The following is a 13,574-nucleotide window of genomic DNA, read 5'->3' as shown; positions in this document are numbered from 1 at the left end:
CGGCATGGGGCATCGGCACGACCTTAAACGGACGGGGAGCGACCATAAGACTACTTCGCTAGCTAGTTGCTGTGAGCCGTCAAGAATCACTGCCCTTCAAGGGCAGTGAGTATGTCAAATCTACCAACATCAGCCATCCAAGTGAATCTCATCAAGTTGGTTGATCACCACATCTGCACCTGCGACATTATCTGGCTTACCTACCCAAGTAATACCAATGCAACCTGCGGCTTTGGCGTTACGCGCCATTTGCATATCACCAACAGAATCTCCTACCATCAGCGTAGCACTAGGCTCTACTCCCAATTTTTCACAAGCTTGTAAAAATAGCACAGGATCTGGTTTACTTGGCCCTTCGTCTACTCCCATTTCCAACTGGATATAATCACTCAATTGGTGATTGTTTACAAACTTACGCACTTCTTGTGTTGTCGCTGCTGAGAGAATGCCAAGTTTCAGTCCTGTTTCTGATAGGTTCTTCAGGACTTCTAAACAACCAACAAATAAGGGTGAAGGAGTCTTGCCAATATATTTTTCTGCATCTTCTAAGGCTTGACGCGCTATTTCTAGCGACTCAAACCACCCCCGTCCAGTTTCGGCAATATATGCAGCGGCGGCGACTTCTGTTTCGCGGCGACTCGCCACTGCTATTAAACCCGCAGGATCGAGAATATCACCATTGACGCCAAACGCCATTAATAATGGTTCACCAATTCCGGGAATTTGCGCGTCTATTATCCGCGCTGCTCTTTGGGCAAGCGATCGCAAATACGTTTCTGAGTCTTCCAGAGTACCATTTTTGTCAAACAAAATCGCCTGGATATTAGGAAAAGTAACGTTTCTACACTTAATAGTTACCAAAAGATTCCTCCTCTTTTGTTGTTTGTTGATTGTTGTTTGTTGTTTGTTTGGAATAAGCAACCACCAACTACTAACTACTAACTACCAACTAGTAACCAACATAAAAAAAGAGGGAAAATCAATCCCTCTCTATGCGATACTTTCTCATTCTTTAAGCCGTTACAGATAACTATTCTTCAATAGCGGCTGGAATTTCTTCTTCAACTGCGACTGGAATTTCTTCTTCAACCGCGGCTACTTCAGTTGATTCGGCAGGAACAGCAGACGCAGTAGCACCTTGCTGTTTAGCTAATAGCTGTTCGCGATACTTAGCAGCCATTTCTTCAGCCTTGTCATAAACTAAATCGCGATTCTTAATCATGTCACCTGGTTCAGGTTCCAGCTGCTTTGTAGATAGAGATATTCGGCCTCGTTCAGCATCCAAGTCAATGATCATGACTTTAACTTCATCATTAACATTAAACACACTGTGAGGTGTATCAATATGTTCGTGGGATATCTCAGAGATATGCAATAGACCACTTACGCCGCCAATATCAATAAAGGCACCATAGGGCTTAATACCGCGCACAGTACCGATTACTACCTCACCAACTTCGAGGCGGTTCATCTTACGCTCAACCAGTGCTCGACGGTGGGATAGTACTAAGCGGTTACGCTCCTCATCTACTTCTAAGAACTTCAATGGCAGTTCTTCACCCACCAATTCTTCTTTAGGCTTGCGAGTGCTGATGTGAGAGCCTGGAATAAATCCACGTAATCCCTCAATTCGTACCAAAGCTCCACCACGATTAGTGGCAAACACCCCAGAACGGACTGTTGCATCTTCTGCTTGCAGCTGGCGTACTCGTTCCCAAGCCCGCATGTATTCTATACGGCGAATAGAAAGAGTTAATTGTCCCTCTTCGTTTTCATCACTGAGGATGTAAAATTCCCGTGTTTCGTTAGATTGTAAAACTTCTTCCGGGCTGTCTACCCGGTTAATAGACATTTCTTGTATCGGTATATATGCTGCGGTTTTAGCACCTATGTCAATCAGAGCGCCGCGTGGCTCTATACTGAAAACCGTACCGGGTACAATATCACCAGGGCTGAAATGATAATCGTATTTGTCCAGTAAAGCAGCGAATTCTTCGTGAGTAAACCCAATCTCGGTAATAGCAGTTGATTTCTGATTGACCATGCTGGTTGTTTCCTGGTTTTTAGTCTCCGTAATGGTTTTGCCACAAGTTATGATGTAGATGCAAATACCTAATAGGCAAGCTACACCTATCATCCTTTCTCATGCTAGCGCAGAAAAGCTGACTTAACGCGTATTAACTTCCAGATAGTAGATTATATCAAAATATCGAAAATTTTTATGTAAAGAGTCAAGAGTCAAGAGTTGTAGAGACATGCCATGGCACGTCTGTACAGGGTCAAGAGTCAAGACTTATACCAATTTGCGTTCAGACATAGCAATAGCAATTCGTGCCCTCTCCCCTTCCCCTCTCCCAAATTGGGAGAGTGCCAGCAGGCGGGGTGAGGTAAGTATTATTTTTGACTGCAACTTAGTATTAACTGTTACTACTATGGACTATAGACTTTTGACTAAAAATAACCGCTGTTAATCTCAAAAGAATAACAGCGGTTACTTGTTTTTAAGATCGCCATCAAAAAGTTGGCATTTGTAAAATTACTTGTCTTTTCTTTCGATGCGAGGAGGTTCGCGGAATGCGATCGCAAAGAAGAGAGTTCCAATTGCCAAAGTCAAAATCAGGATATATGCCACGCTTTCCATATCACTAGCTCCTGCATATTTAGCCTTTGACACTCTCACAGCACTTAACTGATGAGATTCTTGCCTCACAGGGAGTCTACGACTTTACCCTCCGCAAGCATCCACCGTGTGTCTCACGGCAGTAATATATAGTCTACCAAGATACAGAGAAGATTGGGAATTGGGGATTGGGAATTGGGAATAGGTGAAAATTATGAATGATGAATACTGAATGCTAAAAATTTCATAATTCATAATTCATAATTCATAATTTTTATGCCCCTTGCCCAATGCCCTAATCCCTAGTCCCTCTAACTTTAGACAGCTTCTTTCTTCCGGGTTGTCAAGTCACCCACCTTCGCAAACACACCAAACTCGACTTGTTCTTCGAGTTCTGGGTCAATACCAGCAAATACATCTCGGTAGATAGTCCGAGCGCCATGCCAGATGTGACCAAAGAAGAACAACAGCGCAAAGCAGGCGTGTCCAAAGGTAAACCAACCTCTAGGACTCGTACGGAATACACCATCAGAGTTCAAGGTTTCTCTGTCAAATTCAAAGATTTCGCCACCTTGAGCTTTACGTGCCCACTTCTTCACATCTGCGGGGTCTGTGAAGGTTTGACCATTTAAGTCACCACCGTAGAAGGAGGCTTTCACACCAGTTTGCTCAAAGCTGTACTTAGATTCTGCTCGACGGAAGGGAATGTCAGCGCGGACAACACCATCTTTATCGGTCAGAACTACTGGGAAGGTTTCAAAGAAGTTGGGCAGACGGCGCACTTCTAATTCCCGTCCATCGGCATCTGTAAAGACTGCATGACCTACCCAAGACTGGGCAATGCCATCACCCTTATTCATTGGGCCTGTACGGAATAGACCGCCTTTAGCGGGGCTATTGCCGACATAATCGTAGAATGCCAATTTTTCGGGAATTTGCGACCAAGCTTGCTCTGGTGTTGCGCCATAAGCAAGGCTTGTTTGCACGCGACGCTGAATTTCCTGCTTAAAGTAACCTTGATCCCACTGATAGCGGGTAGGGCCAAACAACTCGATTGGGGTAGTAGCGCTACCGTACCACATTGTACCCGCAACGACGAAAGCCGCGAAGAATACAGCGGCAATACTGCTAGAAAGCACTGTTTCAATGTTACCCATCCGCAGGGCTTTATAGAGCCGTTCGGGTGGTCTTACTGACAGGTGGAATAAACCAGCAATAATGCCAACGATACCAGCGGCGATATGGTGAGCTACTACACCACCGGGGTTAAACGGGTTAAAGCCATCTGGTCCCCACTCCGGTGCAACTGGTTCAACGTGGCCGCTTAAACCGTAGGGATCAGAAATCCACATTCCCGGCCCCCAGAGTCCGGTAAGGTGGAAAGCACCAAAGCCGAAGCAAAGTAGACCAGCCAAGAACAGGTGAATACCAAACATTTTTGGCAAGTCAAGAGCGGGTTCACCAGTGCGGGGGTCTTGGAATAGTTCCAGATCCCAGTAAACCCAGTGCCAAACCGCAGCTAAGAACAACAGACCAGACAGAACAATGTGAGCGGCGGCAACGCCTTCAAATGACCAGAAACCTGGATCGTAGTTGGCAGCGCCAGTTACGTTCCAGCCACCCCAAGAACCAACAACACCCAAACGTGCCATGAAGGGCAGCACGAACATTCCTTGACGCCACATGGGGTTGAGAACGGGGTCGCTGGGGTCATAAATAGCCAGTTCGTACAGAGCCATTGAACCAGCCCAGCCTGCCACCAAAGCTGTATGCATCAAGTGTACAGATATCAGCCGTCCCGGATCGTTCAGAACGACTGTGTGTACTCGGTACCAAGGTAGTCCCATCGACTACGCTCCTCCTGGATGAGTTTGTTTACAAAGCAATTTTCTTGTTTTTGTTATTGCTAGAGCCTGAATTTTCCACAGCTTGGTCTTAAAAGTTAGACAGTGTGGCTGCTTGGGCAATCAAATATGTACCTTTTGGGGATTAGCCCTGAAGGTGGCGATCGCCAAGCAAAAATGAGAATGTTTAAAAAAGTGTAACTATTGATGGAGCTGTTTGCAAGCGTATAAAGGCACTTGGAGTTGGTTACTCTTTGGTAGATGGTGGTTAGTAGCTAGTAGTTGGTGGTTGTTTGTTGTTTGTAACAAACAGTTAACAATCAACTACCATCAACCAACTACCAACAATCCCTATTCCCCATTCTTTACTGCACCACTGATTCGATGTTTTCTAGCTGACATCTAGCTGAGGCACTCCCCAAACGTTCGATCACTTGTTCAGCGCTCATTAACCGCTTGAGCATGACTTGACCGATGGCTCGACTAGATGTACCTGGTTGTACTGGTTTTATTGGCTTCACTTCTACAGTGATAATGGCATCTTCTACACGATAAAGCCACATCACTTCGCCCTTTTCTACCAAGCAAATATTAATTTGCTCAATCTCTGGTTGGCGTCGCCATGCAGTTATCTGCCAAAGTCCATCAGATGCCCAAACTCTGCCAATTGTCCATCCTTCAGATAAAAAGAAATACTTCACACTCTTAGTCTCGCTTTTAGATTCTCTATTTGTTGTTGGTAATACCGTGAAAATCTCAGTCGGTCATGTATCGAAATGAGATTTGTAGATTGTAGCTATGCAAGCACAAAGGAGTGTGGGGAGTGGAGGAGTGGGGCTGTGGGAAAGTGAAAGATATACTGAATTGTTCTTCTGTCCCTTTTTCCCCACTCTAATTTCTCCCCTCTCTCCCTATCTCCCCATCTCCGCATCTCCCCCTCTTAATTTCTCCCCCTCCTCAATTTCTACACCCTTATAAATACACTGCTCGAACTAACTAAAAAGCTTAACAAAGCTCTTCTTTTATCAAATCTGAATTTACGATAAGTTTGTGTAAGTTTGTTATTTTAATTAAATTAAACATTTTGAATTATTAATTAATATTAAAGTATGTATTGTTTTCTCATTTTCAAATTCAATATTCATCACCTAAATTGGTATATTTAAAAACCAGTTTTTCAAACAACTATAATGTAAAGTTTATTTAATAAAATCAGAAAATTTTAATTTAAACTTCTCAAGATGCAGATGAAAGTACCAGTTAAACATTGGGATATATGGCAAGGGATAATGGAAATTCCTATTCCCCATTGCCGACAGTCAGCCGCACGCCACTTGCTTTATGCCTCTTAACCATGCACGGCAACGCGGTGCTGTCCTCCTGAATCCCCAGAGGAAATTTGAGTTCCTGATTCTCTATGTCATTATTCCGTAAAAATACGTCTAATCTGACTATATTTAAAATTCATTACCGAAATTAAGACTTAGTCACCATAATAGTAAAATTACTGACCGCACTTGTTCAAAAAACCCAAGGCTATGAACTGGTTTTCCTTGTCTGCAAGACGCTGGGAGCAAATTACACAATTACTTTCTGTATTGTGTTTATGTTTATTTTTGGTTGTTAGTTGTGTGAATCTTCCACAAACAAATACACCAGCATCTGATTCTGGAAATGGTCGCATTACTATAGGTACGACACAAAAACCGCGTACCCTCGATCCATCTGATGCTTATGAATTGGCGTCACTATGGTTGGTGTATAACATGAGCGATCGCCTCTACACCTACGAAAGCGGAAATACCGTAATTAAACCACAGCTGGCTACCACATTACCTCAAGTTAGTCAGGATGGTCTGACTTACACAATCCCCTTGCGTCAAGGAATAGTATTTCATGATGGAACTCCCTTTAACGCCGAAGCGATGGCGTTTAGTATCCGCCGTTTTATTGAAAACAAGGGTAAACCAGCTTTCCTGCTAGGGGATGTGGTGGAATCAGCAAAAGCTACGGGCGAGTATGAGTTAACTATAAAGCTGAAAAAGCCATTTGCGGCGTTTCCGGCACTGCTGGCATTTAGTGGTGTCTGTCCCGTGTCGCCCAAAGCTTATGAAATTGGCGAAGGAAAATTTAACCCAAATAATTTTATCGGTACTGGCCCTTATAAATTGGCGAAATTTGGCCCTGACTCGTTACGATTTGATGTATTTGAGCAATATTGGGGAGAAAAGCCAGCAAACAACGGCATCAATGTACAAATTCTTAGCAGTGGGGTGAATTTATATAATGCCTTCCGCAAAAAAGCTGTAGACGTAGCTTACCTAAGTATGGATCCCGATCAAATTCGCAGCTTGGAAGCAAGTGCAAAAAAAGGTGCTTGGCAGGCGATTCCAAATCAGGGTAATGTTGTCAGTTATCTGGTGATTAACCGCAATCAAAAGCCTGTGGATAACTCAGCGGTAAGACAAGCGATCGCGGCAATGATTAACCGTCCATTATTATACGAGCGAGTGTTGTATGGTCAAGCGGAAGCACTTTACAGTTTGATACCAACAGCATTCAATGATTACCAGCCAGTTTTTAAAGAGCAATACGGTGATGGCAACATTCAAAAAGCTAAAGAACTGCTTACTAAAGCTGGTTTTTCCAAAGACAATCCTGCCAAGGTAGAGGTTTGGTATCCCTCTAGTTCTCCGACTCGGAGTTTAGCAGCAATAGTACTCAAAGCCCTGGCTAAAAAAACAATGGATGGCATTTTCCAATTTGAAGTTAATACTGTAGAATCCACCACTGCTTTTAAAAACATTGCTAAGGGCTTATATCCAACATTCTTACTAGATTGGTATCCTGATTTTTTGGACGCAGACAATTACATTCAGCCGTTTTTAGCTTGTGACAAAGGCTCATCTGAAAAAGGATGCGAAGATGGAGGAAGTCAATCTCAAGGTTCTTTTTACTATAGTCAGCAAATGAATCAATTGATTGACAAGCAGCGACAAGAACAAAACCCCGAAGCACGCAAAAAAATCTTTGCAGAAATTCAAGACATATTGGCGCGGGATGTACCTTACGTTCCCTTATGGCAAAGTAAAGATTATGTATTTGCTCAAACAGGTATTAGCGGCGTGCAACTAGATCCCACTCAAAATTTGATATATAAAAACATCAAGAAATAGTCATTTGTCCTTTGTCATTTGTCATTTGTCTTTACCAATAACTAATGACCAATGACTAATAACCAATGACCAATGACCAATAACCAATGACTAATTGACTATGTCCCGTTCCAAAGCTATAACTTATTACATTACAGCCCGTTTGCTGTTAGCTCCACTCCAGTTGTTAACTATCATTACCATCGTGTTTCTGTTGCTGAGAGCAACACCTGGAGATCCAGTTGACGCAATTTTGGGTGCGCGTGCGCCAGAAAGCGCTAAGGAAGAATTGCGAAAACAACTCGGTTTAAACTTGCCTTTATGGTTGCAGTACTTAAATTACATGGGCAACTTGCTACGCTTCGATATGGGCAAATCTATTGCCAGTCGGGGACAACAAGTTTGGGATATCATTTGGCAATATTTCCCAGCGACAGCAGAGTTAGCTATATATAGTATCGCGATCGCTCTAGTTGTTGGTATTGCTGTTGGTATTATTTCTGCTTCCCGTCCTGGTACCGCTGTAGATGTAGGGGGAAGATTGTTTGGAATCGTCACCTACTCACTACCCATGTTTTGGGCAGGAATGGTACTACAATTGATTTTCGCTGTTCAGCTTGATTGGTTGCCCTTGGGAACGCGTTATCCTGCAACACTACCAGCCCCAGAAGCTATCACTGGTTTGTATACAATCGATAGTCTCTTAAGAGGCAACTTTACTCAGTTTTTCACTGCTGCACAATATCTCATTCTACCTTGTTGTACTTTGGGAATCTTGCTCAGTGGTATTTTTGAGCGAATTGTGCGTGTGAATTTAAAGCAAACAATGCAAGCAGATTATGTAGAGGCTGCTAGAGCTAGAGGTATTCCTGAAAAAACAATTTTATTTTCTCATGCCTTAAAAAATGCTCTAATTCCAGTGATTACCGTCCTAGGATTGACATTTGCCTCTCTATTGGGAGGAGCAATTTTAACCGAAGTCACATTTTCGTGGCCTGGATTGGCAAATAGACTATATCAAGGAATTTCGGAGCGAGATTATCCTACAGTCCAAGGAATCATGGTATTTTTTGGAGCTATTGTAGTTGGGGCAAGCATTTTAATTGATATTTTCAACGCCTACGTAGACCCACGAATTCGTTACTAGTTATGACCTACGTCAAAAAGCGATCGAGGCGGTAAAACGCAGCGTTATCGATGAAAGCCAGAATGGATTACTACAGCGATGATCCATTACTATTTTGAGAACAAGGAAGGACTGTATAAAACTGTGTTGCAACGTCCTGCGACTGAGTTGCATGACGCACTGCAACAACTAAATTTGGATACTTTACCACCAGAAGAAGCTCTAAAGACTATGATTCGAGCTGCGATCGCCTACGAAGCGGCCCATCCTCATCGAGGGATGCTTTGGTTTCAGGAAGCCAATCAAAATCAGGGCAAGTATTTTAAATTGGGCAACTGGCAAGAAACCTTCGCCCATGTCATCAAAATATTAGAACGGGGTATAGCAGAGAGAAAATTTCGTCAACTAGACCCTTTTTTGGTATGCATACAGATTAGTGGCATCTGTACTTTATACTTTAATGCTCACGAAAACATCAAGCATCTTACCCCAAATGTGGATAGGTTGAGTCCAGAAATGATTGAGAAATACACCCAAGAAGCAATTAATTTAATCTTGGCAGGAGTGCGAGCGTGAGAGTGGGGGAGTGGGAGATGGGGAGATGGGGAGAAAATAATTCAAAATTTAAAATTCAAAATTCCCAACTAAGAATCTTTTTGACTTGTTACGCCACTAACCACTAACTACTAACTACTAACGAATGACAAATGACCAATGACTAAAACGATTGTTGTTAAAATCGGGACTTCTAGTCTTACTCAACCAGAAACAGGAAAATTGGCAATTTCTACGATTGCAACCTTAGCAGAAACACTCTCGCGTTTACAACAACAGGGACATCGGATGATTTTGGTTTCTTCTGGTGCTGTTGGAGTGGGTTGTGCGCGCCTAGGTTTAGGCGAAAGACCAAAGGCGATCGCCCTCAAACAAGCAGTGGCAGCAGTTGGACAAGGGCGTTTAATCCGTGTATATGATGATTTATTTAATACCTTACAACAACCTATAGCTCAAGTATTGCTTACCCGCAGCGACTTAGTACAGCGCAGTCGCTATCTGAATGTCTACAAAACCTTTAAGGAATTACTGGAACTAGGGGTAATTCCTGTGGTGAATGAAAATGATACCGTAGCAGTGGAGGAATTAAAATTTGGAGACAATGACACTCTTTCGGCTTTAGTTGCTAGTTTAGTACATGCAGATTGGCTGTTTTTACTTACCGACGTAGATAGACTTTACTCAGCCGATCCCCGTTCCGTACCGGATGCCCAGCCGATCGCATTAGTTAGCAATCTCAAGGAATTAGAAGAATTACAGGTGCAAACAGGCACTCAAGGTTCCCAATGGGGTACGGGTGGTATGGTGACAAAAATTTCTGCCGCACGAATTGCCATTGCTGCTGGTGTTCGCACCGTAATTACCGAAGGTAAATATCCCAAAAATATAGAAAAAATATTACATGGAGAACTACTTGGCACTCACTTTGAACCACAACCGGAGCCAACCTCAGCTCGCAAACGCTGGATAGCTTACGGTCTACTTCCTACTGGCAAATTATATTTAGATGAAGGAGCAGTGGTAGCAATTTCGCAAGCAGGCAAATCTTTATTAGCTGCTGGCATTACCGCTGTGGAAGGCGAATTTGATACCCAAGAAGCCGTGCTATTATGCGATCCAAGAGGTAAAGAAATTGCTAGAGGACTTGTAAACTACACCAGTGCTGAACTGCAAAAAATTCGCGGGTGTCGTTCGAGCGAAATTGCAGTGATTTTGGGATATGAAAGTGGAGAAACGGCGGAAACAGTGATTCACCGAGATAATTTGGTTTTGACTACTTAAGCTCATTCCTCGGAGTTGTGCGCTCTTTCTCGTTACCAGGTTGAATCTGGTAACGAGAGTTTGTTGCATAGGCGAATCACACAACGAGGGAATGAAAATCTCTTCCCCGATTCTCAATCCCCAATCCCTATTTTCAAGTTAGACGTCCATGCGATTTCATCACACACCAAACGGATGAAAATAAATCTTTCCTTTCCCCCTTAACCTTTCACGCCAGTCGCTACAACGGAGGAGCCACTGCGGTGGACGGGTTTCCCGGCATAAAGCACGTGGCGTGGAACCTCCAAGGGCGCTTACGCTCCCCTTTCCCCTATTTTCAAGATAGATATAAATTAACGTTTGTAGACCAAGAAACCAGCGATCGCATCTAGAAGCGCTTCTTTTTCATCTGCCCGAATCAAGTGACCGCTATTTTCAAAGATTCTTAAGTCGGCGTTGGGAATTGCTTTAGCAATTTCAGAGGAGAATTCTGGAGGACAAATCCAGTCATGGGCAGGCACTATGGTGTGATTTAGAGTAATTGTCATGTCACACCTCTCCTCCTTATTTGGGCGATCGTTATTATTAACTCTCTATCAGAGTTGATAACAACAAAGTTCTTTGTTTACTTTGATGCAATTTAGCGATCGCCCTACAGACGCCTTCAAAAGTGATCGCTTATAGACAGTTTTCTCCCTTGCTCTTTGGGCAGAATTTAGTATTTGTATGTGAGCGATCGCGCATTACTGCGATCGCTGAGAAACATTAATTTACTACAACTGTTTCAGTAGCTGATTAACAGATAACACGGGCATAGTTGCACTTGAAAAATCACGATCGCGGGTAACAATTGCATCTAAACCTTGAGCAATTGCACAAGCAATTTGTACAGCGTCTTCAAAATCTGCTAAACCTGACGTTAAAGCAACTTCCAAAACAGTGCGATCAACAGGGCAAACCTCCATAACTGCCAGTATGATAGAGATTGTCTGCCTTGCTCGTTCGAGACTTTGGGTTTGCCTTTTGGCTATGTAGAAAATATCCGTTAGCGTTGTTGCAGTGACATAACCTACAACTTGTCCAGCACCGATCGCTTGAAACAAGGCTTCTGCATCCGACAAAAATGGCTCCCGCTCTAGCAAGAAATCAAGAACAATGTTGGTATCGATGAGAACTCTCACTTGAGATACTTCTCCACTCGATACTCTTCCAGCATTGCCTCGATCTGAGCGTCAGTGGGTGGCGGCTGGTCTGTTTTTAGCAAACCACGCATCTGATTAATCAGAGTCTTTCGATTTGGTTGTAGGTTTAGATTGCCTTTTAGGGATTCAATGATGTCACTGACTAATGCGAGGCGATCGCTCACCGATAAGTTACGGGCTTGCTCTTTCAACTTTTGCAATGACATGAAAACTACTCCAACGATCGCTGGTATCTAGATTCTAATATGAGCGATCGCTCATCTGTAGCCTAGTTTTATTCACAAGAGAATGTCCTTTACAATCCAGTGTTAGGTGGCTGGCGACTACTCACAATTTACTCTAACAACCAAGCAAGCAAATCCTTAATTGTAAGGTGTAACTCACCCGCAAACGATGGCATAGGAAGAAGTGCATCTGGCTCATCAAACACTTCAGTTTCTTGTTTGGGACGATAAATAAACACAGTTTGCTCATTCGGATCAATTAGCCAACCCATTTGAGTTCCATACTTTAGACAATGAAGAATATTTTTCGTCACTTTTGTCTGGTTTTGATCGGGAGACAAAATTTCAATTGTCCAATCTGGAGCCATGGAAAATGTATTGGCAACCTCCCCATTCTCATCACGGGGAATCCTACTCCAAATAAAAACCGCGATGTCAGGTACAATTGAACGACCACCAAAAGTACAACGCAACTCAGGAAACGCACGAGCGATACGATTAGGCTTTACTACACCATTGATGGTAGATATAAATTCTCCTTGAATTGTACTATGTTTCCCTTGGGGCATGGGCTTCTGGATAATTTGACCATCAATGTACTCACTAGCAGGTTTTGTTTCTGGTAGTTGCAGAAACTCTTCTAATGTCAGCATTTTAGATGGTACTTGTACCATTTTGCGCTTGCCTCCAAGTCTGCCAGAGCAAATTCCAATCTCTATCTTAGCTAGAAAACTCAATCAAAATTGCCCTACCGGATCGCTTAGTAGCGCCTAGACTTCTCAATTGGGTAATCGCTCACAGGCAGTTTGCTCCCCTTGCTCTTAGTAGACACTAGTATCTGGACTTGTTTATGAGCGATCGCGCATTGCTGTGACATAAGCTGTAGCCTAGTTTTGGCAAACCCTCAGTAATTAACGGCAAAGGTCAGCCACCGCAAGTCACCTCTGAAACTCAACCGATAACCTCAATACGGTCAGTTGCGCCGCGTTTTTATACCACGCTACAACTTGCCGATTAGCTTGTCGTACTCTGCATGAGTCCCAATCCAAAACCAAGAAATGCCATCTTCTACTTCAACACCTAAAGCCCGATAATCTAGACCTGCCCGAACTGACCAATACTTGTTACCAATCTTTTTGAAGTGCAACGATGGATGAGATGGATCAGCTTTAAGCAACTCATAGCATTGATCGGCAGTTTGCTGTACGTTTTCAGGTAAAGTGTTGTAGCATTTCCAAAATCGCCGTGTCGTGTAGTGCATTAAATTTCTCGACACTGCCCTGACTCGAATTCAGCGATCGCCTCTTGAGCTAAGGCTTCTAACTTACCATCTGCAATGTCTTGCTCTAGCTGTTCATCCCAACGCTGATAATCCAAGTCAAAAAACCACTGCCTTAGACGCTCGAAATCCTGTGACGGAAGTGTTAGAATCGCCGCTTCAATTTCTTCTAGGGTTGACATATCAATAATTTACCTCTTTGCTCTTGAGCAAATTATAGCTTTGTGTCAACTGCAATGCGGTTATGTGATTGCTATTACAAATAGCGCTTTTTATAACTCTTTTAATTTTACTGGCTAGCAAGCGATC

Annotated in this window: 14 protein-coding genes and 1 pseudogene; 4 read left to right on the top strand and 11 right to left on the bottom strand. The window is 43.2% G+C overall.

The window, feature by feature from the left end:
• Positions 1–129: 129 nt before the first annotated feature.
• The 5 genes from HXY43_RS25420 to HXY43_RS25400 form a co-directional block, all read right to left on the bottom strand.
• Positions 130–861 (bottom strand): HAD family hydrolase, encoded by a 732-nt coding sequence (locus HXY43_RS25420; RefSeq protein ID WP_290889590.1) that lies wholly within the window; start codon positions 859–861, stop codon positions 130–132.
• A 169-nt stretch (positions 862–1,030) separates the two neighbouring features.
• Complete coding sequence (locus HXY43_RS25415; protein WP_290889586.1) at positions 1,031–2,044, bottom strand: 30S ribosomal protein S1; 1,014 nt, start codon at positions 2,042–2,044, stop codon at positions 1,031–1,033.
• Positions 2,045–2,536: 492 nt separating this feature from the next.
• A complete protein-coding gene (locus tag HXY43_RS25410; protein ID WP_290889593.1) occupies positions 2,537–2,641 on the bottom strand; it encodes a photosystem II reaction center protein T in 105 nt (34 codons plus the stop codon).
• A 296-nt stretch (positions 2,642–2,937) separates the two neighbouring features.
• Positions 2,938–4,467, bottom strand: a complete 1,530-nt coding sequence (psbB, locus tag HXY43_RS25405; RefSeq protein WP_290889584.1) for a photosystem II chlorophyll-binding protein CP47 — start codon at positions 4,465–4,467, stop codon at positions 2,938–2,940.
• 362 nt (positions 4,468–4,829) lie between these two features.
• Positions 4,830–5,165, bottom strand: a complete 336-nt coding sequence (locus tag HXY43_RS25400) for a hypothetical protein (protein ID WP_026732308.1) — start codon at positions 5,163–5,165, stop codon at positions 4,830–4,832.
• 837 nt (positions 5,166–6,002) lie between these two features.
• Between HXY43_RS25400 and HXY43_RS25395 the strand changes: the two genes are divergently transcribed.
• The 4 genes and pseudogenes from HXY43_RS25395 (at position 6,003) to proB (ending at position 10,581) form a co-directional block, all read left to right on the top strand.
• Positions 6,003–7,640 carry an ABC transporter substrate-binding protein gene (locus HXY43_RS25395; protein WP_290889579.1) on the top strand — a complete coding sequence of 546 codons (1,638 nt, stop codon included), beginning with the start codon at positions 6,003–6,005 and terminating at the stop codon, positions 7,638–7,640.
• Between the two features lie 100 nt (positions 7,641–7,740).
• Complete coding sequence (locus HXY43_RS25390) at positions 7,741–8,766, top strand: ABC transporter permease (RefSeq protein ID WP_290889576.1); 1,026 nt, start codon at positions 7,741–7,743, stop codon at positions 8,764–8,766.
• Between the two features lie 66 nt (positions 8,767–8,832).
• A pseudogene (locus HXY43_RS25385) lies at positions 8,833–9,321 on the top strand (TetR/AcrR family transcriptional regulator); the annotation flags it as partial.
• 138 nt (positions 9,322–9,459) lie between these two features.
• Positions 9,460–10,581, top strand: a complete 1,122-nt coding sequence (gene proB / locus HXY43_RS25380) for a glutamate 5-kinase (protein WP_290889573.1) — start codon at positions 9,460–9,462, stop codon at positions 10,579–10,581.
• A gap of 332 nt (positions 10,582–10,913) precedes the next feature.
• Here proB and HXY43_RS25375 read toward each other — a convergent pair whose 3' ends face one another.
• The 6 genes from HXY43_RS25375 to HXY43_RS25350 all read right to left on the bottom strand — a co-directional run bounded on the left by HXY43_RS25375 (position 10,914) and on the right by HXY43_RS25350 (position 13,447).
• On the bottom strand, positions 10,914–11,108 hold the full coding sequence (locus tag HXY43_RS25375; protein WP_290889570.1) for a hypothetical protein: 195 nt from the start codon (positions 11,106–11,108) through the stop codon (positions 10,914–10,916).
• Positions 11,109–11,333: 225 nt separating this feature from the next.
• Complete coding sequence (locus HXY43_RS25370; protein ID WP_290889567.1) at positions 11,334–11,741, bottom strand: PIN domain-containing protein; 408 nt, start codon at positions 11,739–11,741, stop codon at positions 11,334–11,336.
• A complete protein-coding gene (locus HXY43_RS25365; RefSeq protein ID WP_026732318.1) occupies positions 11,738–11,968 on the bottom strand; it encodes a hypothetical protein in 231 nt (76 codons plus the stop codon). The genes HXY43_RS25370 and HXY43_RS25365 overlap by 4 nt, the downstream gene beginning before the upstream one ends.
• 128 nt (positions 11,969–12,096) lie before the next feature.
• Complete coding sequence (locus tag HXY43_RS25360; protein ID WP_290889563.1) at positions 12,097–12,660, bottom strand: Uma2 family endonuclease; 564 nt, start codon at positions 12,658–12,660, stop codon at positions 12,097–12,099.
• A gap of 326 nt (positions 12,661–12,986) precedes the next feature.
• Positions 12,987–13,247 (bottom strand): hypothetical protein, encoded by a 261-nt coding sequence (locus HXY43_RS25355; RefSeq protein ID WP_290889561.1) that lies wholly within the window; start codon positions 13,245–13,247, stop codon positions 12,987–12,989.
• On the bottom strand, positions 13,247–13,447 hold the full coding sequence (locus HXY43_RS25350) for a hypothetical protein (RefSeq protein ID WP_290889558.1): 201 nt from the start codon (positions 13,445–13,447) through the stop codon (positions 13,247–13,249). The genes HXY43_RS25355 and HXY43_RS25350 overlap by 1 nt, the downstream gene beginning before the upstream one ends.
• Positions 13,448–13,574: the final 127 nt, after the last annotated feature.

Source organism: Fischerella sp., assembly GCF_013388695.1.
Lineage (GTDB): Bacteria > Cyanobacteriota > Cyanobacteriia > Cyanobacteriales > Nostocaceae > PCC9605.
Note: the sequence above shows the minus strand (reverse complement) of the source record. Positions and strands in the feature narration are given on the sequence as shown.